16 protein-coding genes are annotated in these 21623 nt (G+C 44.7%); 13 read left to right on the top strand and 3 right to left on the bottom strand.

Annotated elements, in window-relative coordinates:
• Positions 1 to 12 precede the first annotated feature (12 nt).
• From ascB to treC, 5 genes are all read left to right on the top strand, one after another.
• Positions 13 to 1440, top strand: a complete 1428-nt coding sequence (ascB, locus tag ARB69_RS14235) for a 6-phospho-beta-glucosidase (protein WP_055153830.1) — start codon at positions 13 to 15, stop codon at positions 1438 to 1440.
• 4 nt (positions 1441 to 1444) lie between these two features.
• Complete coding sequence (locus ARB69_RS14230; protein WP_055153828.1) at positions 1445 to 1936, top strand: PTS sugar transporter subunit IIA; 492 nt, start codon at positions 1445 to 1447, stop codon at positions 1934 to 1936.
• Between the two features lie 176 nt (positions 1937 to 2112).
• Positions 2113 to 2826: a trehalose operon repressor gene (gene treR / locus ARB69_RS14225; RefSeq protein WP_050641429.1), complete on the top strand. Its 714-nt coding sequence runs from the start codon at positions 2113 to 2115 to the stop codon at positions 2824 to 2826.
• Between the two features lie 149 nt (positions 2827 to 2975).
• The gene (gene treP / locus ARB69_RS14220; protein WP_055153826.1) at positions 2976 to 4409 is read left to right on the top strand and encodes a PTS system trehalose-specific EIIBC component; all 1434 of its coding nucleotides are present in this window, start codon (positions 2976 to 2978) and stop codon (positions 4407 to 4409) included.
• A gap of 95 nt (positions 4410 to 4504) precedes the next feature.
• Positions 4505 to 6148 carry an alpha,alpha-phosphotrehalase gene (gene treC / locus ARB69_RS14215; RefSeq protein ID WP_050641427.1) on the top strand — a complete coding sequence of 548 codons (1644 nt, stop codon included), beginning with the start codon at positions 4505 to 4507 and terminating at the stop codon, positions 6146 to 6148.
• Between the two features lie 25 nt (positions 6149 to 6173).
• Here treC and ARB69_RS14210 read toward each other — a convergent pair whose 3' ends face one another.
• Positions 6174 to 7028 (bottom strand): AraC family transcriptional regulator, encoded by an 855-nt coding sequence (locus tag ARB69_RS14210; RefSeq protein WP_050641426.1) that lies wholly within the window; start codon positions 7026 to 7028, stop codon positions 6174 to 6176.
• A gap of 1220 nt (positions 7029 to 8248) precedes the next feature.
• Between ARB69_RS14210 and ARB69_RS14195 the strand changes: the two genes are divergently transcribed.
• Positions 8249 to 8497 (top strand): hypothetical protein, encoded by a 249-nt coding sequence (locus tag ARB69_RS14195; RefSeq protein WP_055153820.1) that lies wholly within the window; start codon positions 8249 to 8251, stop codon positions 8495 to 8497.
• A gap of 88 nt (positions 8498 to 8585) precedes the next feature.
• Here ARB69_RS14195 and ARB69_RS14190 read toward each other — a convergent pair whose 3' ends face one another.
• Together ARB69_RS14190 and ARB69_RS14185 are read right to left on the bottom strand one after the other, a co-directional pair.
• Positions 8586 to 9467 carry a PocR ligand-binding domain-containing protein gene (locus tag ARB69_RS14190; RefSeq protein ID WP_055153818.1) on the bottom strand — a complete coding sequence of 294 codons (882 nt, stop codon included), beginning with the start codon at positions 9465 to 9467 and terminating at the stop codon, positions 8586 to 8588.
• A gap of 143 nt (positions 9468 to 9610) precedes the next feature.
• Positions 9611 to 10675 carry a helix-turn-helix domain-containing protein gene (locus ARB69_RS14185; protein WP_055153816.1) on the bottom strand — a complete coding sequence of 355 codons (1065 nt, stop codon included), beginning with the start codon at positions 10673 to 10675 and terminating at the stop codon, positions 9611 to 9613.
• Between the two features lie 279 nt (positions 10676 to 10954).
• Here ARB69_RS14185 and ARB69_RS14180 point away from each other — a divergent pair, with 279 nt between their 5' ends.
• The 7 genes from ARB69_RS14180 (at position 10955) to ARB69_RS14145 (ending at position 21622) form a co-directional block, all read left to right on the top strand.
• A complete protein-coding gene (locus ARB69_RS14180) occupies positions 10955 to 13429 on the top strand; it encodes a glycoside hydrolase family 2 TIM barrel-domain containing protein (RefSeq protein WP_055153814.1) in 2475 nt (824 codons plus the stop codon).
• Positions 13430 to 13464: 35 nt separating this feature from the next.
• Positions 13465 to 14844, top strand: coding sequence for an MFS transporter (locus tag ARB69_RS14175; protein ID WP_055153813.1), 1380 nt, complete (start codon positions 13465 to 13467; stop codon positions 14842 to 14844).
• Between the two features lie 389 nt (positions 14845 to 15233).
• Positions 15234 to 16634 carry an L-fucose/L-arabinose isomerase family protein gene (locus ARB69_RS14165; RefSeq protein WP_242857605.1) on the top strand — a complete coding sequence of 467 codons (1401 nt, stop codon included), beginning with the start codon at positions 15234 to 15236 and terminating at the stop codon, positions 16632 to 16634.
• 184 nt (positions 16635 to 16818) lie between these two features.
• Positions 16819 to 18351 carry an FGGY-family carbohydrate kinase gene (locus tag ARB69_RS14160; RefSeq protein WP_055153809.1) on the top strand — a complete coding sequence of 511 codons (1533 nt, stop codon included), beginning with the start codon at positions 16819 to 16821 and terminating at the stop codon, positions 18349 to 18351.
• 89 nt (positions 18352 to 18440) lie between these two features.
• Positions 18441 to 19412, top strand: coding sequence for an aldose 1-epimerase family protein (locus ARB69_RS14155; protein WP_055153807.1), 972 nt, complete (start codon positions 18441 to 18443; stop codon positions 19410 to 19412).
• 32 nt (positions 19413 to 19444) lie between these two features.
• A complete protein-coding gene (locus ARB69_RS14150; protein WP_050641422.1) occupies positions 19445 to 20365 on the top strand; it encodes a class II fructose-bisphosphate aldolase in 921 nt (306 codons plus the stop codon).
• A gap of 267 nt (positions 20366 to 20632) precedes the next feature.
• Positions 20633 to 21622: an MATE family efflux transporter gene (locus ARB69_RS14145; RefSeq protein WP_070102440.1), complete on the top strand. Its 990-nt coding sequence runs from the start codon at positions 20633 to 20635 to the stop codon at positions 21620 to 21622.
• Position 21623: the final 1 nt, after the last annotated feature.

The raw sequence follows: 21623 nt of genomic DNA, 5'->3' as shown, positions 1-21623 counted from the left end.
GGACATAGAAAAATGAAACAGATATTTCCGGAAACATTTTTGTGGGGAGGAGCGGTAGCGGCCAATCAATGTGAGGGCGCTTATCTGGAGGACGGAAAAGGGCTTTCCATACAGGACGTGACTCCGAGAGGGATTATGGGGGCGCCCACTGAAACACCTACCAAAGATAATATGAAACTGACGGGCATTGATTTTTATCATCGCTATAAGGAAGACATCAGGCTGTTTGCAGAGATGGGGTTTAAAGTGTTCCGGACTTCCATAGCCTGGTCCAGAATTTACCCGCATGGGGACGACAGAGAGCCGAATGAGAAGGGACTTCAGTTTTACGATGATTTGTTTGATGAATGCCATAAATATGGAATAGAGCCTTTGGTGACAATTTCTCACTACGAAACGCCCTTGCATCTCGCTAAAGAATACAATGGATGGACTAATAGGAAACTTATTGCTTTCTATGAAAATTATGTGAGGACTATTTTTGAGCGCTACAGAGGGAAAGTGAAGTATTGGCTGACGTTTAATGAGATCAATTCCGTCCTTCACGCCCCTTTTATGAGCGGAGCAATCATGACGCCGAAGGAGTCTCTCTCTCAGCAGGATCTGTACCAGGCAATTCATCATGAGCTGGTGGCAAGTGCACGGGCGGTCAGCCTCGCACATGAGATGATGCCGGGGGCCATGGTGGGCTGCATGATTCTGGGAAACCCCACATATCCGCTGACGCCGGATCCGTCCGACGTCATGAAGGCGATGAAGCGCGATCAGGAGAATTATTATTTTGCCGATGTACAGGTAAGGGGATATTATCCCCGGTATATGGACCGTTTTTTTGAGGAAAATAATGTGAAGATACAGATGCTTCCCGGAGACGAGGAAATTCTGAAAAATACGGTGGACTTCATATCTTTCAGTTATTACGGAAGCACATGTGAATCTGCAGACCCAAAAGCCAAAACGGGGGAAGGCAATATCATGGGAGGCGTGGCCAATCCCTGCCTGCCGGTCAGCGAGTGGGGATGGCCTATCGATGCGCAGGGGCTGCGCTACTATCTGAATCAGTTGTATGACCGATACCAGAAGCCTTTGTTTATCGTAGAAAATGGCCTTGGAGCCGTAGACCAGCTCAAGGCAGATGAGGATGGGGTACTGACTGTGGAGGATGATTACCGAATCCAGTATCTGGACGCCCATATCCGGGAAATGGCGAAAGCCATAGAAGACGGCGTAGATTTGCTGGGATACACTACCTGGGGCTGCATCGATCTGGTCAGTGCAAGTACGGCACAGCTGAAGAAGAGATATGGATTTATCTATGTGGACAGAAATGACGACGGCAGCGGCACGCTGAACAGATATAGGAAAAAATCATTTTACTGGTACAAAAACGTCATTGAAACAAACGGGCAGTGTCTGGAAGATGAAAAGAAAGGAGTGTAGGGCTATGTTATCATTTTTAAAGAAAAAGAACCAGGAGGAAACCGTAAAAGAGCTGAAAGCATGTATATCCGGCAGAGTCATTCCGATCACGGAAGTAAAAGATCAGGTGTTTTCATCCAGGGCGCTCGGGGACGGCATTGCGATAGAACCAGAGGGCAATATCATAACAGCCCCTGGTGACGGCGTCATATCGGTTGTCATGGAAGATACCCGCCACGCAGTGGGAATGACACTCAATAATGGTGCCGAGATTTTGATTCATGAGGGGCTTGATACCGTAGAAATGAATGGAGAGGGATTCGAGTTATTCGTGAAAGCAGGTGAAAAGGTAAAGGCCGGGGACAGGCTGCTGAAGTTTGATGCGGATCTCATATTGGAGAGAGGGTTTGAGAAGACTTGCGTTCTTGTATTGACAAACACGGATGAGTTTCCTGACGTTACCTTTCATACGGGGATGCTTGGGGAGCAGAATCAGACGGTAGTGGTTAGCTTCTGAAAAAAATATATAGGACAGCTTCCGGTCTTTGCTTTCCTGTACAAAAGTTATTCGCGTTCCGTCAATATATTTATTATCATTTAGAGGCGCATTCTATAAAAATTCCTACTTGTCCTTTTAAAAAAAATAGTTATACTTATAAGTATAAACATATAGGAAAGTTGGGATGTTGCTTTATGGCAAGCAAATACGTAAAAGTCTACAGTGCATTAAAAAAGCAGATTGAGCTTGGAGAATATGGCGTAGGTCAGCTGATTCCCCCGGAAGGGGAGCTGATGCAGGAATACATGGTATCCAGGGACACGGTGCGCAAGGCGCTGGGGATGCTGGAAAACCAGGGGTATATCCAGAAGTCCAGAGGAAAGGCAGCGGTTGTTGTTGAGAAAAAGGACTACAAGTTTCCGTTCGCTGAGATTGCCAGCTTTAAGGAGCTGAATGAAAATCTGGGGCGGCGGACGGAGACAGAGGTGGAGAACCTGGAGATTCTGACGGATAAGAAGCAGATCATGGCAGTTTTTGAGGATGACAGGGAAAAAGAAGTCTATGAGCTGCTGCGCATCCGGAAGATCGAAGGCGAACGGGTGATTATCGACCATGATTATTTCAAAAGAAGCGTGGTGACGAACCTTCCTCTCAGGGCCTGCAGGGATTCTGTTTATGCATACCTGGAGAAGGAGCTGGGAATCCGGATAGGCTATGCCTCCAAAGAGATATCCGTGGAAACAGCAAATGATGAGGATAAAAAGTATCTGGATCTGGGAGAATATAACTTGGTGGTTGTAGTGAAAAGTTATACGTACATGCGGGACCATTGTTTGTTCCAGTTTACCGAATCGAGACACAGACCGGATCACTTCCGCTTTGTAGGATTTGCACAAAGAAAAGAATAGAAATTTATGAATGGTGCCAAAAATGAGTGCGGCACCATTTTTATTTTCTAAAATGCTTGACTAACAAATACGTATATGATAGCTTTATATTAACATATACGTATAAGTTAACAAAGGAGATTCACTTCAAAATAGGAGGAATAGGGAGAATGGCTGAGTTTTCAAAAGACGCTGAAAAGCTGTTAGAATTGATCGGAGGAAAAGAGAATGTGGTCTCTTTCACCCACTGTGCCACCAGAATGCGCTTTGTTCTCGCAGATGAGAAAAAGGCAGATGTAAAAAAGATCGAGGAATTGCCTTCTGTAAAGGGAAGTTTTACACAGGGAGGCCAGTTCCAGGTAATTATAGGTAACAAAGTATCCGTTTTCTTTGATGAGTTTTCCAGAATCAGCAGGATGGACGGCGTAGATAAACAGGAAGTAAAAGCGGCGGCCAAAGGCAAGATGAACCTTCTGCAGAGGGGCGTTGCGAACCTTGCGGAGATATTTGCGCCAATCATTCCGGCCATCATTGTCGGCGGTCTGATCCTGGGATTTCGGAATATCATTGGTGATATCAAGCTTCTGGAGGACGGCACCAAATCCATCACCGAAGTGTACCAGATATGGGCGGGAATCTACAATTTTCTGTGGCTGATCGGCGAGGCCATATTCGTATTCCTGCCGGTGGGTATCACATGGTCCGTATGTAAGAAGATGAATGTGGACCAGATGCTGGGCATCGTGCTTGGTATCACACTCGTCTCCCCGCAGTTGATGTCGGCAAGTGATTACATTGCTGCTGTGGAAGCCGGCGAAGCGGTGAAAACATGGGACTTCGGGGCATTCCACATCAACATGGTGGGATACCAGTCCCAGGTCATACCGGCCATCTTAGTCGGCCTTGTTTTCGCGGTGTTCTACCGGTTCCTGAAAAAACGTGTGCCGGAAATGATCTCCATGATTGTCGTGCCGTTCTGTTCCCTTGTACCGGCGGTGCTTTTGGCACATACCGTAATCGGCCCATTCGGAAGGATGATTGGCGACGGCCTTGCAAGCATTATCATGGCAGGGTTCAGCTCCTCATTCAGCTGGCTCTTCAGCGGAATTTACGGGCTCCTGTATCCATTGCTGGTGATTACCGGGCTGCACCACTCTATGCTGCCGATCGATCTTCAGACCGTTGCGGTCATGGGCGGAATCTATACATTCCCGGTTGTAGCTTTAAGCAACATTGCACAGGCCTCCGCAGTTATGGCTTTTGTATTTCTTCATAAAAAAGACGCAAGGGTCAAAGAAGTGGGGATTCCCTCATTTGTATCAGGGTTCCTGGGAGTTACGGAGCCGGCAATGTTCGGTGTAAATTTGAAATATTTATATCCATTTATCGGAGCTATGCTGGCAAGCGGCGTCATGGGGATTATATCCCGCGTATTTGGGGTGATTGCAAACAGCGTCGGAGTCGGCGGTATCCCTGCATTTTTATCCATGCGCGGAGATAAGATGCTGCTCTATATCGTATGTATTGTGATTGACATTGTTCTGGCATTTTTATTTACCGTTCTACTGTCTAAGACCAAACTGAAAGATTACGGAAATAAATAAGAAGTACTTCAATGAACATAAACGAACATGAATTAAAATGAAGATTATGAATCGATAATCATTATGACCAGGAGACTGTGAGAAGGAGAAGATATATGAATTTAGGAAATAAAGTCGTTTATCAGATTTATCCAAAGTCATTCCAGGATTCCAATGGGGACGGCTTTGGAGACCTGGCAGGGATCATCAGCCGTCTGGATTATCTGGCAGAGCTGGGAGCAGACTACCTCTGGATTACGCCCTTTTTTGTATCCCCCCAGTATGATAACGGGTACGACATAGCGGATTACCGCAGGATTGATCCCCGCTACGGCACGATGGAAGAATTTGAAACCCTGGTAGCCGAGGCGGGAAAGAGGAATATGTATCTGATGATGGACATGGTGTTCAACCACTGCTCCACCCGCCACGAATGGTTCCAAAAAGCGCTGGAAGGAGATCCATATTACCGTGATTTCTTCATCATCAGAAAAGGAAAAAACGGACTGCCCCCTACGAACTGGGTATCCAAGTTCGGAGGGAATGCATGGAGTTATCTGCCTGAGACAGACGAGTATTACCTGCATCTTTTCCATGTGACGCAGGCGGATTTGAACTGGGAAAACCCAAATGTGCGAAGGGAATGCTATGATATCATACGCTTCTGGATGGACAAAGGGGTAAAAGGGTTCCGTTTTGACGTGATCAACCTGATTTCCAAACCAGAGGTATACGAGGACGACCTGATTGGGGATGGGCATACATTTTACACGGACGGCGCGAAGATCCATGAGTATCTTCATGAGCTGAACCGGGAGACATTCGGCAGATACGACGATATCGTTACGGTTGGAGAGATGTCGTCTACAACCCTGGAAAACAGCATCCGCTATTCCAACCCGGAATCAGAGGAACTGTCCATGATCTTCAGCTTCCACCATCTGAAAGTAGATTACCCGTCCGGGAATAAATGGGCGGTGGAGCCTTTTAGATTCCACGATCTGAAGAAAAATCTTTTTACCTGGCAGAGGGAGATGGAAAAAGGCGGAGGATGGAATGCGCTGTTCTGGTGCAATCACGACCAGCCAAGAATCGTATCCCGTATTGGGGATGACAAAGAATACCGCCTGGAATCCGCAAAAATGCTTGCCACAACCATACACGGACTGCGGGGGACCCCCTATATCTACCAGGGGGAAGAGATCGGGATGACCAATGCCGGATACACGGAGATCGGCCAGTATCGGGATATAGAGTCCCTGAATTACTTCAACATCCTGAAGCAGGAAGGCAAGAGCGAGCAGGAGATCTACGAGATTCTGGGCAAAAAATCCAGGGACAACTCCCGCACCCCGATGCAGTGGGATGACACAGAACAGGCAGGGTTTACCGATGGAACCCCGTGGATATCCGTAATCCAGAATTATAAAGAGATCAACACACTGGACCGAAACCGGGAAGACTCTATCTTCCAATATTATAAAAAACTTATAGAACTAAGAAAAACCTATCCGGTCATTGCTGACGGAACCTTTGAAGCACTTCTCGAAGACCATCCGCAGATCCTGGCCTATAAGCGGGCCAATGCAGACAGCGAACTTTACGTGTTCTGCAACTATTATCCCGGGAATGTAGAAATACCAATGGAAATACCGGGAGACTGCAGAATCATCCTGTCAAACTATCCCCGGAGCAGTCGTTCCGTGCTCCGGCCTTATGAGGCAGTTATGCTGTATCGGGAGATTGGAACGGAAGAATAGGAAGCGGTGATGGCCGTTTGGCTTCCTAACTCCGCTTATACTTAGTGGGCGGTTCTCCATAATGTTTTTTAAATAATTTGCTGAAGTGGTAAGCATCGTCATACCCCACCATTTCCGCCACATTCTGGATACTGAGTCCGGGAGCTGCTTCGAGAAGCTCCCGGGCTTTTTCCATCCTTAGCTCAATCAGATAATTGATGGGCGTGTCGCCGGTCTCGCTTTTGAATATTTTAGAAAGGTAAAACGTACTCAGATACATATTACGGGCAATCCGGTCCAGGGAAATCTTTTCCTGGTAATGCTCATTAAAATAGCGGATCATCTGATTGACAACGTATTTTTTATTCGGTGATTCAAAGATACATCCCTTCGTATTCTTGATCCCCTCAGCCGCCTCCTTCTGCTCCCGGAGCAGCTGAAGAATCAGCTGGATGAGGTAGGCTTTCAGCATAAAATAGCGCCCCGGACGGTAGGCCTGGAACTCTTTCCCCATAGATGCACAAATGCGGAACACCTCCTGCCGGATGACTTCCTTCATGGGAAGAATCACATTCCCCCCGGGGAGTGGGAATGTGTTGGGAGGCAGATCCCGCAGATGAATATCCGAGAATGCAATATAATATTCAACGGCACTATCGTCGGGGCAGGTGTAAAGGCTCTTATGGTAGGCCCCCGGATTCAGGATGATCAGGTCGCCCTGTTTGACCGGGTATTCTTTGCCGTCTATGTAAAAAGTACAATGTCCTTTCTTCACAATCGACAATTCGATGTGTTCATGACAGTGGTAATTGTTTTCAGACTCCGTGCGCTTAAGTTCACAAAAAAACAAAAACGTGGGGTTCAAATCATCGTAGGTCAGATCATATTCCGGTCTGCACATATTGAGGCCTCCTAAAAAGTATTTAGATGCATTATACTCCATGATCCGCCGGATGAAAAGAGAAAATCGGGAATTAGCAACGGGCTTTAGTCCCGGGGCGGATGGAGGGGGACGCTTACCGTGAGCCAGGAGATGCTGCGGCAAGTGCCTGCCCTGTTGGAAATACAGCCCGCTGCGCCAGGCAGCAGTAAGAGGAAATCCGCAGAACCAGCCGGAACCGAACACATTCACCGCTTAATCTGATGATTAAGCGCCTCAGGTGTTCTAAAAAGCTGCTTCGGGAGCAGCTTTTTTCCGGCTGGTTCCACGGATTTCCTCTAACTGCTGCCAGGCTCGCTAACATGCATTTCCAACAGGGCAGGCACTTGCCGCAGCATCTCCCGGCTCACAGTAAGCTGGTTCATCCGGCTGGTAGGTTAGGACCCGTTACTGAGATGGGGCCTCAAACGGAGGCAGCGGATGTGGATTGGCTATGCGTATTTTTCATCTTCAAGATGTGTATTGAATTATTTTGATACTGGAACCGTATCCCATTGCTTATGTACACCTACTGGGGACATAAAAGTACCGCCAATTCAATACCATACGCTGCCCCCGCTTGAGGCCTCTCCTTAGAAACGAGCTTTTTCCTGCCGGTTGGATGCGCCAGCTCCATGAAGGGATAGCCGAAAACCTCCCGGAGAACATCCATGTCCTTTCAAAAACGCTCAAAGCGAACCTTAGAAATTCTTGGTGGGAACAGCCCTGAAAATGGAGAGATTTTTGGATTCCGAATCCAAAAATCAGCTGACCCAGCGCGAGAAATCATCGGATTTCTCGTGATGTGTCAGTGGTACGGTTCTTTCTTAACTTTGGATACCATGAGATTTCTGTTTTGCCCAATGCCGCCTGGCATGGGCAGTTCAGAAATCCTATAAGGTATGAATTATCCAAACATGAGAAAGAACCGTGGTGCTCCATTTTCAGGGCTGTTTCCCGCCTAGAATTTCTTAGGTCCGCTTTGAGCGTTTTTGAAAGAACATGGATATTCTCCGGGAGGCTTTCGGCTATCCCTTCCTTATGTAAAGATTACCATAATAAAGGTTATGTAAAGAGTTAGATTATGTAAAGAAATACGGTCTCAGCCCAGCATTTCCAATGAACTGGGCTGAGATTTCTTTACATAAAGTTTTTTCATGTCACCATATTTCTCTAAACCATACCAGAAGGTAAAGATAAATATGGTAACAAATATTGAAGAACTCGTTGCACTTTGCGATGAAGACTTTTCTGAGGATGATCTGATGTATATAAGAGATTTGCTTGGGCACTCAACCATGATGACAATAGAATTCTATGCAAGAACCGATGCTAAGCTGAAAAGAAAGGCTATTGAGGCGGCAGGCAAAGAAATCCTCCCACTAGAAGATGCAGTTTGGGATACGGACGCTAACTTAAAAGCATGGTTAACGAGTTTCAATAAGCGATAACTTTATGTAAAGAAATCTAAGCTCAATTCACTGGAAATGCTGGACTGAGCTCGTATTTCTTTACATAATCTAAATCTTTACATAACCTTTATGGAGCGTCCCCATCCGCGCCGAGACTAAAGCTCGCCACTAAATCCCGGTTTTTTTGGTATTGTTTTGGCGGCATCCCTGTCACCCGTTCGAAGACTGTGATAAAGTAGTTATAATCACAAAATCCACATTCTGATGCGATCTCCGCAAGAGTTAAATCGGGCTGCTCTGATAAGAGCAGCTTGGCTTTCTCAATGCGGAGTTTTCTTATATATTCGGCAATCCCAATCCCATAATTTTGTTTTGCAATTTCATAAATCTTTGTTTTACCAATTTTGAAATATTGTGCAATAGAGACTGCGTCAATATCTTCAGTAAAGTGCGCCTGGATATATTCGTCAATTTGAACAGGAAGCTCCTGTTGGCGAAGGGATACCATGCGCTCTATACACAGAAACGAACTAACCGCCTGCATGATATGAGAGGCGGAAGTGATGTAGTCTGCCTGAATAATAGGCAGGCGCCTGCAAGCTGCCTTCAAGTCTTCCATTGATAGTTCGTAGGATTTGCATAGCTTTTGAATTTTATTCCAGCCAGCTTCATAGGAAGGGTAGGAAAAGACATGGCCGAACAGAAGATATCCGATTACAATATTTCCCATAAGGATGGGCGTGATGCTTTCTGTCAGACCTGCGTGGCAGCGGTAGGTGTATAATGTTCTTTTTTTTGCGGCAATTTTACACGCACGGGCATCACATTCATGGCATATTGCAGCACCGGCCGAGGAAGAACGAATGATCTGGCAAAAGGGTGCAATTTCATCTGGATAAGAGGTTAATTCGTGGAAAGCATCGTCAAATACAGTAATACGAATTTTTGTCAAATTATAAAAGTCTTTAAGTAAAGAATGGAGTTTGCTGATGTCGAAGCTTGATATCATGGGATCCTCCTATCCGTAAAATAGAAATGTTTTAATCATCATAATTTTAACATATTCACGAACAACATCAAAGTAAAAAGAACTGGGAAAACCATTATATATCGGAATTAAAAATTGATTTTGTATGCGTAATAATAGGTACATTATTTTAAAAAATGATTATTCTGGTATTCCTTTGGGGTCATATGGAAAACTTTTTTGAAACATTTATAAAAGTAAGTTTTATTTGAAAACCCAATCTTTCGCATAATTTCGTTGATGGAAAGCTGTTCTTTAATTAAAAGATCCCGAGCATATTTCATGGCAAATTCATTTTTGTATTCGCATAAGGACTTCCCGGTAAATTTGTTTATCGTTTTGTTGATATAGTTGCCACTATAGTGCAAAATGGATTCCATGTCTGCACGACTGACATTTCCATGATAAGTTTCAAGGATATGAACGATTTGGCGAAATAAATATTCTCCGGATTCAGCGTCTAAGAAAATATTTTTACCATTAAAAAATGTTGTATTACCAAGAAGCGTAAAAAATTGCATGATATACCCGGCAGAAAAAAAGGTTGAAGAAACATTTGTGTGTTTACAGTATGACATGATATGATCAAATATTTCCTGGAATACAGCTTGAACTTCGGTGTTGTAGCATCGTGGACGAAAGTCAATGTAACACTTTTTATAACTGGAATTTTGAATGAGTGTTAATAATTTTTCGAGGATTGAGCTGCTCTGGAGATTTATACTTTTTGGTGAGTTAAATAAGTGATTAAAACGTGAAAGCATTGTTATAAAGTCATCAGACAGGAGAAGAAAAATGGCTTTATAGTCGCTGGAGTAGGATTCGATATGACGAATCCATTTGTTTAAAATGCAGCATTGTCCTGCATTACAAAAATAGCGCTGGTCTTCAATACGGTGTTCAACATATCCTTCTAATACGAACATGATTTCAACCGCATCATGTTGATGAAGATCAGTAACAAGGCTTGGATCAACATCTTTATTGCTCCGAATTACTTCGTGTTTGTAATAATTGGGAGCAGTACAGATGTAATCCATATAAGAACGCGAATTTTTTACGTATTCGGCTACTAAAGCATAAGGGGCGGAAAGTTGAAAGAATGCATGCGGAATACTTCCTAGCTTTGTGACCTTCAGAGGAGTGTAATCTGTACAGGATAATTTGTCAGAAGAAGAAATCGTTGGCATAATAAAAATCCTTTCTTGATTTTGAAATTTAAAATCCCAAATCTGATACTTAATTTATAAGTTGCGTGATATAGGACATTGAATGAGGAAATTCTTGAAGATATACTGAGTTTATGAATTAAGTATACAACAATATTAAAAGAAAAGAGGTGAAAAAATAGCAAAAACAACAAAAAGAGTATCATATATGGGAATATATTACAAGCAATGAAGAGAACGATGAAAAATAAAAATCATGTTTAGTGTAAAAAAATATAGGAAGGAAAAAGCGGTAAGAAAATGATAAAAAAAGACTTTAATAATGGTTGGTCAGTAACGAATACAGGTGATATGGTAGGAGCGTTATTAGGAGAAGAACAATTACCACCAAAGCCTGTAACACTTCCACATGATGCAATGATTTTAAATCCGAGAAAGAGAGAAAATCCATCTCAGAATTCAGGAGGATTTTTTCCGGGAGGAGATTATATTTACACAAAGGAGTTTATGGTTGACCAATCCAGCGAAGGCAAGAATTTTTACTTGGAATTTGAAGGCATATATGAGAGAGGACAGGTATATATAAATGGAAATTTTGCCGGTTCTATAGATTGTGGATATACCCGTTTGATTATTGAGATTGCGGATTATTTGATTTTCGGAGAAAAGAATACTATTTCTGTCAGGGCATATAATTCTTCGCAGCCAAATAGCCGCTGGTATACCGGTTCGGGATTATATAGACCGGTAAACTTATATATAGGCGATTCTATGAGGATACCAATAGATGGAGTAAAAATAACTACTCCGGAGGTTGCTGAGGATATTGCAAAAGTTGTGATTAACACGCAAATTGATTATACGGGAAATGTGGTAAAAAGAATTGTTTTACGGACAGAAATAATGTCTGGGGAGGATATGGTTGCATATGAAGTTACTCCTGTGACAATACAAAGAAATAAAAAAATAGAAGTGGAACAAAAAATTTATGTTAGAAATCCACTCTTATGGACAATAGATTGGCCCAATATATATGTATGCAAAATTAGATTAATAGAGGATGAACAGGAATTGGACGTAGCGGAAAATACGTTTGGAATACGAAAATTAAGGCTGGATCCGGTAAATGGACTTCGTCTAAATGAAGATGCAATCTTACTTAGAGGGGCGTGCATACATCATGATCATGGGGCACTTGGCACAGCATCTTTTTCCAAAGCAGAGGAAAGGAAAATAAAATGTCTTAAGGAGGCGGGCTTCAATGCCGTTCGAATCTCACATCATTCAGCAACAAAATCGTTACTGGACGCATGTGACAGGCAGGGAATGTTAGTAATAGATGAAGTTTTTGATGTGTGGAACCACTGTAAGGTTCATTATGATTATTCGCTGCGTTTTGCAAAAAACTGGGAAAGAGATATAGAAGACCTGGTAGCAAAAGATTTCAATCATCCTTCTGTATTTATGTATAGCTATGGAAATGAAATTCAGGAATTAGCTTCTGTAGCAGGGGCTTTTTGGAGTCGAAGGATTGCAAAAAAACTAAGAAAATTGGATTCTACACGTTATATAACAAATTCTATAAATGGTTTGTCTGCTCTGGAAAATAAAAATGGTGAAATTGCTGCCGATATGGGACTTCTGTCGAAGACGGAAGTGAAGCAGTTGGAAACAGGCGAATTCAAAGGCGATATTAATGAACTGATGACTGTTTTACACGGAGCTATGAATGAGATGGCGGCACATACGATGATTGAAGATGCTATGCATGAAGCATATTCCTGCTTAGACGCATGTGGTTTAAATTATATGCGGGACTGTTACGAATTATATCAGAAAAAATATCCAAATAGAATAACATTTGGATCAGAGACACTTCCGCCAGATATTGCACGAAACTGGGAAAAGGTAGAAAAACTTTCAAGCTGTATAGGAGATTTTACATGGACGGGCTGGGACTATATCGGTGAATCCGGCGTAGGAATTATTGGTTATGATAGTGTGGATACATTCTTCAAACCGTATCCGGCATATTTAGCGTATGTGGGGGATTTGGACATAACAGGTTACCGACGCCCTGCCAGTTATTTCAGAGAAATTGTATTTGGATTAAGAAAGATTCCTTATTTAGCTGTACAGGATCCGAAATACTATGGGAGAAAAGAAAGTAAAACACCATGGACAATTTCGGATGCCATTTCAAGCTGGTCATGGCCAGGTTGTGAAGGAGAAACATGTAAGGTGGAAATCTATTCCCCATCCGATGAAGTGGAATTAAGGCTAAATGGCACCGCGATTGGGAGATATCCCACGGGGAAAGAAAATCAGTTTACGGCTCTGGCTGAAATAGAATACGAGCCGGGAATTATTGAAGCAGTTCCATATACGGATGGCAAATCGGGAGAATCCTATCAGTTATGTACAGTTTTAAATGATTACAAGTTAAAGATTGTTTGTGAGGACAAGGAACTAGAGGCGGGAGAAGAAGATCTTGCTTATCTGATGATTTATATAACGGATCAAAAAGAAACGATTCATACAGAACAGGATTTTAAAGTTTCTGTAAAAGTGTTGGGTGCGGCGGCTTTGGCCGGCTTTGCCACTGCTGATCCGGTCAGTGAAGAGAATTTTTACGATACGGTCAGAACAACATATGAAGGGAGGGCGCAGGTGATTGTTCGTTCAGGGGAACAGGCTGGAGATGCGGAAGTGTTAATCGAAGCAGAAAAATGTGAGCCGGTTTCAATATATTTGAAGGTAAGAGACAGGAAGTAAAAAACAATTGGATAAACGGGTAAAGGAGAGGTAAAATGGGTAGTAAAAAATATTTGAAATGGTATAACCAGGTGGGATATGGTTTCGGAGCACTTGGGAATAATATTTTGTATGCGCTTCCAACATATTTTGTTATGATTTATATGACTGATAGTGTTGGGCTTAGGGCGGGGATGATTGGTACACTGATGGTTGTTTCCAAATTGTTTGACGGATTTACGGATATTGTTTGCGGAAGATTAATTGATCGTACTCATACGAAAATGGGAAAAGCAAGACCGTGGATGTTCTTTTCAATGTTTGGCGCGGCCGTTTGCCTGACGGCAACCTTTGCGATTCCGGAAAGACTTGGGACAACTGCAAAATATGCATGGTTCTTCATATTCTATACATCTGTCAATGCAATCTTTTATACAGCAAACAGTATTGCCTATAATGCATTAACAGCTCTGGCAACAAAGAATGAGAGTGAAAGAGTTGGAATGGGAACTTGGAGCGTCGTTGGCGGATACATTGCACAGATAGGATTAGGATACTTAGGTGTCTCGCTTTCGTCTGCATATGGATGGAGAAATACAGCGATTATTTTTTCAGTTATAGCACTTGTATTCAACTCAATAACTTTTTTGACGATTAAAGAGCTTCCGGAGGAAGAACTAAATGCAAGCGATGAAACGGAAGAGGAACAGGAAAATGCAACAGATGAAACTGGAGAAAAGGTGTCTTTCTGGAAGGCCATGAAAGTTCTTTTTACCAATCGCTTTTATATTATTATTCTTGCAATTATGATCCTTGTGTATGTATATGCAGGATTGAGCAGTGTCGGAACATATTGGTTTACTTACATCATGGGAGATGCGGGCAAACTGGGTACCTACTCTCTGTGCATCGGAATTCCCGCTTATGTTGGAGTGTTACTGAATGTACCATTGGTAAAGAAATTTGGCGTATATAAAACCGTTTTTGGAACAGAGATTCTTACAGCACTTTTTTTTGGAATTGCAATACCATTTGGACTTTCAGGTAATTTTGCTTTGTTTGTTGTAATGTGTGCTTTGGCGAATTTATTTAGCAGCCCGTACAATTGCTGCCTGAATACAATGATTGCAAAAGCCTCAGATTATTCATTTAATAAAGATCATGTGCGTTTGGCCGGAACGATGTATTCCTGTACATCTGTAGGAATTAAAGTTGGTTCTGCATTAGGGACAGGTCTATGTGGATGGCTTCTTGAATTGGGGAATTATGTGGCAAATGCTAAAGTGCAGCCAGCGAGCAGTATTGCGGTATTAAATTTCATGTTTGTTATTGCACCGTTTATCATTTTCGCAGTGATTGCTTTATTGTGCGGACTTATGGATATAGATAAAGCACAGGCAAAGCTAAACAAAACAATAGTAGCAAAAAACGAATAGCAATAAAAAGGTAAAGAACGGATTGTAAAATCCGTTCTTTTACATATATGGAAGCAGTAGAAATTCCTGGTCATACAAAAGGTGGTTTAGGCTTTTATATGTAAGGAAGAGAGCAGGATGTGTATTATAAATCCGAACAAAATCAGAGTAAAAAGAACAAATGTCTATATATTCTAAAAGCAGAAATTTATAAAATAAATACATACCCAAGGAGTTCCGTTATTCATTCCTCTGCGGTGCGGGGGTGCAATGAAACTAAAAAGGGGGTATGTATGAATAAAATGCAGTATTTAAATTCCAGAGGCAGTAAAAGAAAATAAAAAAGGATTCGTTCAGGAAATTTGCTTCATTGTGCTTTTACAAAACAAAATCAAAGGAGGATTCACAATATGAAAAAAATGACATTTGCACTGTGTTTCTGCAACAGAGGATTTATGCCGGGCGAGCTGATTTATGAGGCAAGGGAAGACATGATTAAAGCGGTCACGGATGCGGGATATGATTACATAGCCATGGATGCAGAACTGACCCGGTATGGCGGGGTCGAGACAAGGGAAGAGGGCCTTTTATACGCAAAATGGCTGAAAGAACATGAGGGAATGTATGATGGCGTGATATTCTCAATGCCCATTTTTGCGGACGAGAACGGAGCCATTACCGCATTGCAGGACGCGGGAGTGCCGATTCTAATGCAGGCATATCCGGATGAAATTGGAAAAATGGATTTCCAGCACAGAAGGGATGCTTATTGCGGCAAGTTTTCCGTAACCGATGTTTTTACGCAGTATGGCGTGCCGTTTACGGTGATGAAACCCCATGTCGTTCATCCGCTGTCGAAAGCATTTGCCGGAAATTTGATGGATTTTGCTGCGGTCTGCCGGGTAGTAAATGGCATGAAACGGTTTAACCTTGGCTGTATTGGGGCAAGGACCACGGCATTCAAGACGGTGCGGTTCGATGAGATTGCAATGCAGAAATACGGGATCAATGTGGAGTCGTTTGACTTATCCGAGGTGTTTTTCAAGGTAAGAAGTATGGCGGACGATGATGAGGCAGTTACTGCCAAAATAGAGCGCCTGAAAAATTACAGTGATTTTTCCCTTGTTCCGGAGAGTAATATGCTGACATTGGCGAAGATTGGGGTAGTGATTGACCAGTACATTGAAGAATATCATCTGGATGCACTGGCGCTGCGCTGCTGGAACGAGATGGAGACGGAGATGCGGGTATGCCCGTGCGTATTGCTCAGTGAACTGAATGACAGGGGAATTGCAGCGTCCTGTGAAATTGATATGTGTTCGGCGCTGACCATGCGGGCTATGAGCCTGGCGAGTGAACAGCCGACGGCCGTCCTGGACTGGAATAATAATTATGGCGAAGATGAGAATAAGGTGATTCTGTTCCACTGCGGTCCGGTTGCGCAGTCTCTGATGACCGGAAAGGGGACGGTCACCGAGCACAAGATGTTTGCAAAGAACGATCCGGGATCCGGCTGGGGATGCAATGAGGGGCGGATCAGGGCCTTTGATACTACGCTTTCCAATTGCCAGACCAGGGATGGGAAAATTATCGTATATGCAAGCGAGGCCAGATTTACAGACGACCCGATAGAAGATGCATTTTTCGGGTGCGGCGGGGTAGCGGAAATTCCTGATCTGCAGAACAAGCTGATGAAGCTGGCCAGAGGTGGATTTAAACATCATACTTCCATAGGCGCAGGACATATGAAAGAAATATTGAAAGAGGCATTTACTACTTATCTTGGTTATGAATGGGTAGAAATCGACTAGTACATCGTATAGTTAAGGATAAAGTTGCCGGCGGACAAAAAGCAGCAGCAGGTGGCTGAGAGCGGTTACCGGCAGATAAAAGCAGCAGCAGGTGGCTGAGAGCGGTTACCGGCAGATAAAAGCAGCTGCGGGCGGTTAAGAGCGGCTGCCGGCGGGAAAAAATAGCTGCGGGAGGAGGAAGATTATGAAAGTGGCGGGGCTGGATATCGGGACAACAGGCTGTAAACTGACAGTTTTTGACGAAGATGGTACTTATCTGGATGAATCCTATCAGGACTATTCTGCGAAAAGGAACGATGGTGTGCATGAAATAGATGCGGCTGCAATCATGGAGAGCGTATTCGGGGTGATCCGTGCAATAACGCGCACGCATCCGGACATTGCAGGGATTGGGGTGACCAGTTTTGGGGAGACCTTTGTTATGGCAGACGCAGAAGGGAATCCCCTGCATCCGGCGATGCTGTATACGGATCCGCGCGGGGAGGAGGAGTGCCGCTATTTGACAGAGCAGATGGATGGGAAGACCATTGCTTCTATTACAGGGGCAAAACCGCATGTCATGTACAGCATTTCCAAAATGATGTGGATGAAAAAGCACAGGCCGGAGATATACGGGCGGGCAGAGCATATCTTCCTGATGGAGGATTTTGTGGTGTTTGCACTGACCGGCCGGGCACAGATCGATTATTCTCTGGCGGCCAGGACGATGGCATTTGACATTACGGCGTTGAAATGGAGCCGGGAGATCTTTGCTCTTGCGGGAATCGACATGGAACTGATGTCAAAGCCGGTGCCCACGGGAACCAGCGCCGGAAGAATCCGGCCGGAAATTGCGCAAAAAACGGGCCTTTCCAAAGACACGCAGATCATATCTGTGAGCCATGACCAGGTGGCTGCTGCTGTGGGATCCGGGGTGTTTTCATCCGATAAAGCGGTGGATGGAGCCGGTACGGTCGAGTGCATGACACCTGTTTACGACAGTATACCGGAATTGGAGGTCATGTATGAGGGAAATTACGCGGTTGTCCCGTATGTACTGCCGGGAAAATATGTCTGCTATGCATTCTCTTACACCGGCGGAGCGCTGATTCAGTGGTGTGCAGATACACTTGCTAAAAAGGAGAAAGAGCTGGCAGAGGCACAGGGCATTTCGGTGAACGAGTTCTTAGAGCAATTGTATGAGGCAGAGCATGAATGCCCGGAAAATGCAGCCGGTACGGATGTTCCCATGCCTCCTACGGGAATATTGGTTCTGCCGCACTTTGCCGGGGCGGCCACGCCCTATATGGATACCGGGTCAAAGGGGGCAATCGTGGGAGTGACGGCCGCGACTACAGTCAGTGACATATACCGCGCATGTATGGAGGGTGTTGTTTACGAAATGATGTTGAATATGGAATGCCTGGAAGATGCGGGACTTCAAATGAAACGGCTGAATGCCACGGGGGGCGGCGCAAGATCAAAAGTCTGGATGCAGATGAAGGCGGATGCTCTGAATGTAGAGATCACTGCGCTAAAAACAGTGAATGCGGGAACTGCAGGGAGCGCGATGCTGACAGGAATTGCGGTGGGATGCTTTCAGAACCTGGAGGATGCGGCGGCGCATATGGTAGAGGAGACCGAAACTTATATTCCAAATCCGGAAATGACGAAGAAGTACAGGGAAGTTTATAAAAGATACCGGCAGCTGTATAAGGCAGTGCGCCCTTTGGTATGAATGGGCAGCAGTTCAGAAGTGTATGAATTGCCGTGTGAAAGGACAGCAGCTCGGCATTGTCTGAACTACCGCGTGAAAGGAGAATTTTGATGAACCCATATATCGGACATGATTCCCAAGTGTATGGAATCGAGGAACACCGCCTGGTGGGCGGTAAAGGCGATGGAATGCGCCTTCTGGAAATAAATAACGGAAAAGGGGCGGAACTGACGGTTGTTTTGGACCGCTGTGCAGACATCTCCCGGCTGCGTTACAAAGGGGTTAATCTGTCCTACTTCTCGCCCTGCGGCTATGTGGCCCCGGCGTATTATGATGCAGCAGGGGCAAACTGGCTGAAATCATTTACTGCCGGTTATCTGACTACCTGCGGGCTGCAGGCGGTCGGCTCTCCCTGCACGGATGAGGGGGAAGAGCTGCCCCTGCATGGTTCCATCGCCAATATGCCGGCAGAACAGGTATATTGGCTGGAAGAAGAGGGGGAGCTGGTGGTTTACGCGACGATTAGGGACGAGGGGATTTTCGCACCGAAACTGCGAATGTCCAGAGAGATCAGAGTCAGCCTTAGGAGTAATGAATTTTTGATTCAGGATACCATCGAGAATACCGGAGATACAAAGCAGCCCTTTGAGATTCTGTATCATATGAATATGGGCTATCCAATGCTTGATGAGGACAGCATACTGGAGATTCCGTCTGCCGAAGTGCTGCCCCGGGATGAGCATGCGGCGGAGGATATCGGGAATTGGATGCACATGATGAAGCCGGAGGCAGGATATGTGGAGCGGTGCTACTACCATAAGTTCCCGGATAGAAACGGAAAAGCCGGCATATACCAGCCAAAGCTGGGAAAAGGGCTGGAAATCACCTTTGACGCAGAGGAACTGGATGGGTTTGTAGAATGGAAGATGATGGGAGTCCGCGATTACGTGCTGGGGCTGGAATGCGGCAACTGCTATCCCGATGGGCGCGATGTGATGAGAAAGACCGGTATGCTGAAATTTTTGGAACCGGGAGAGAAAAAAACGTATCAGGTGAAAGTGCGTATGTTTGAGCGTTTGTAAAATATGGATGTACTAGAAAGGGTGAAACAAAAATGTTAGTATCGCTGAAGCAGATATTGAATCTATGTGAAGCAAAAAAATGCGCGGCAGGTTCTTTTAACACGCCGAATCTCGAGTCGGTTATGGCAGTGATTGGCGCAGCAGAGGAATTGGACGTGCCCGTGGTGATCCAGCATGCAGAAGTGCATGAGGAAATTATGCCGATTGAGATTATCGGGCCGATCATGCTGGAGCTTGCGGGGAGGGCAAAAGTACCGGTGTGCGTGCATTTGGACCATGGAGAGACATTAGAATATGTATGTAAAGCTTTGAACATCGGTTTTACCTCTGTGATGTACGATGGTTCGGTTCAGCCTTTTGAAGTGAATATGGCTAATACAAAGATGGTTGTTTCATTTGCGGCACAGACAGGGGCCTCTGTGGAGGCGGAGATCGGCTGCATGGGAAAACGGGAAACCGGAGCAGGAACAACTGGAAACGGGCCGGATCCGGAGAAGATTTATACAGATCCGGAGCAGGCAAAGCTCTTTGTGGAGGAGACGGGGATAGATGCCCTGGCCTGTTCCTTCGGGACGACACATGGGGTGTATATTACAAAACCCAAGTTAGACTTTAATGTAGTAAAAAATGTGCGCAGGAAAGTAGACATTCCAGTCGTCATGCACGGAGGCTCCGGTGTCAGCCCGGAAGAATTCCGCATGGCCATTGAGAGCGGGGTGCGCAAGGTTAATTACTATACATATATGGCGATGGCGGGAGGTGAGAAGATAGCAAGCCAGTTCCAAACGGGGTGTATTCCGGTTGAAAAAGGCGGGCGGCATTATAAATACTGCTATTCTTTGATCGAGAGCGATAAGGATACGCCGATTATGTACCATGATATTGTGCAGTATGGGACAGAAGCTATGAAAAGGAATTGTAAGGAGGCGATGGAGATATTTGCTATGAGGTAAGAGAGTTCTGATTAACTATACATAAAGAGGCGGCAGGAAAACACATGTGGTTTTCTACATTTTTAAGAGGGTGCTGCAAAATCATCAAAATGATGAGTTTGCAGCACCCTTGTTCTATTTTTTATATAAAAATTATTCTGCCCTCCGTGCTATATACGCATCGGTATTCGTGCAAAATACTACATTCATTGAACAAGAAACTACATTCTGCTTTTTCAATTAATGCTTATAATAGAGTATGTTTAGAAAAAGACAGGAGGTATGGATATGACGAAAAAAATGACAGAAGGCAGCCCGGCAAAATTGATTGTAATGTTTACGATACCTTTGCTGATCGGAAATATCTTTCAGCAATTATATAGCATGGTAGATACTTTGATTGTGGGAAGGACCCTGGGGGTCAATGCCCTGGCGGCGGTGGGCTGCACGGGGAGCATCAATTTTTTGATCCTCGGTTTTGCAATGGGAGTGAGCGCAGGACTGGCAATTATTACGGCACAGCGCTTTGGCGCAAAGGATGAGAAAGGGGTCAGAAGAAGCGTGGCCTCAGGAGCCTGGATCAGCCTTATGGTTACGGTCGTGCTGACAGCGGTTTCCGTTCCTATGACCAGGAAGATTCTGGAACTGCTGAATACGCCGCCCGAAATAATTGACGGTGCGTATGACTATATTGTTATAATATTCTGGGGAATAATAGCTTGTATGCTATTTAATTTTCTGTCGAATATTATCCGGGCGCTGGGGGACAGCCGGACGCCGCTTTTGTTCCTGGTTATTGCATGTGTATTGAATATTATTCTGGACTTTGCGTTCATACTTGGGGGAGGGATGGGGGTTGCCGGCGCGGCCTGGGCCACAATTATCTCACAGATGGTATCGGCACTCCTCTGCCTGTGGTACATCAAAAAGAAGCTGCCGATTCTGCATTTAACGAAGGATGACTGGAAGGTATCCGCATGGGATCTGAAACAGCACTTTCGGATCTCTATGCCGATGGGGTTCCAGATGTCGATTATCGCCATCGGTGCTGTGGTGCTCCAGTTCGTACTTAACGGGCTTGGTTCCGCCGCTGTGGCAGCATTTTCTGCGGCACAGAGAATTGACCAGATCGCCGGTCAGCCTATGAATTCTTTTGGCACCACAATGGCTACCTATGCGGCTCAAAATTATGGGGCAGGGCGGATAGACAGAATTAAGAAAGGCGTTCTGCAGTGCAGCCTGATATCGGTAGGATTCAGTATTGCTGTGGGCTTCTGAA

The organism is Faecalicatena contorta (assembly GCF_001404335.1).
GTDB classification, from domain to species: Bacteria; Bacillota; Clostridia; order Lachnospirales; family Lachnospiraceae; genus Faecalicatena; species Faecalicatena contortus_B.
The sequence above is the reverse complement of the archived record's forward strand: the minus strand, read 5'-3'. Positions and strand labels throughout refer to the sequence as shown.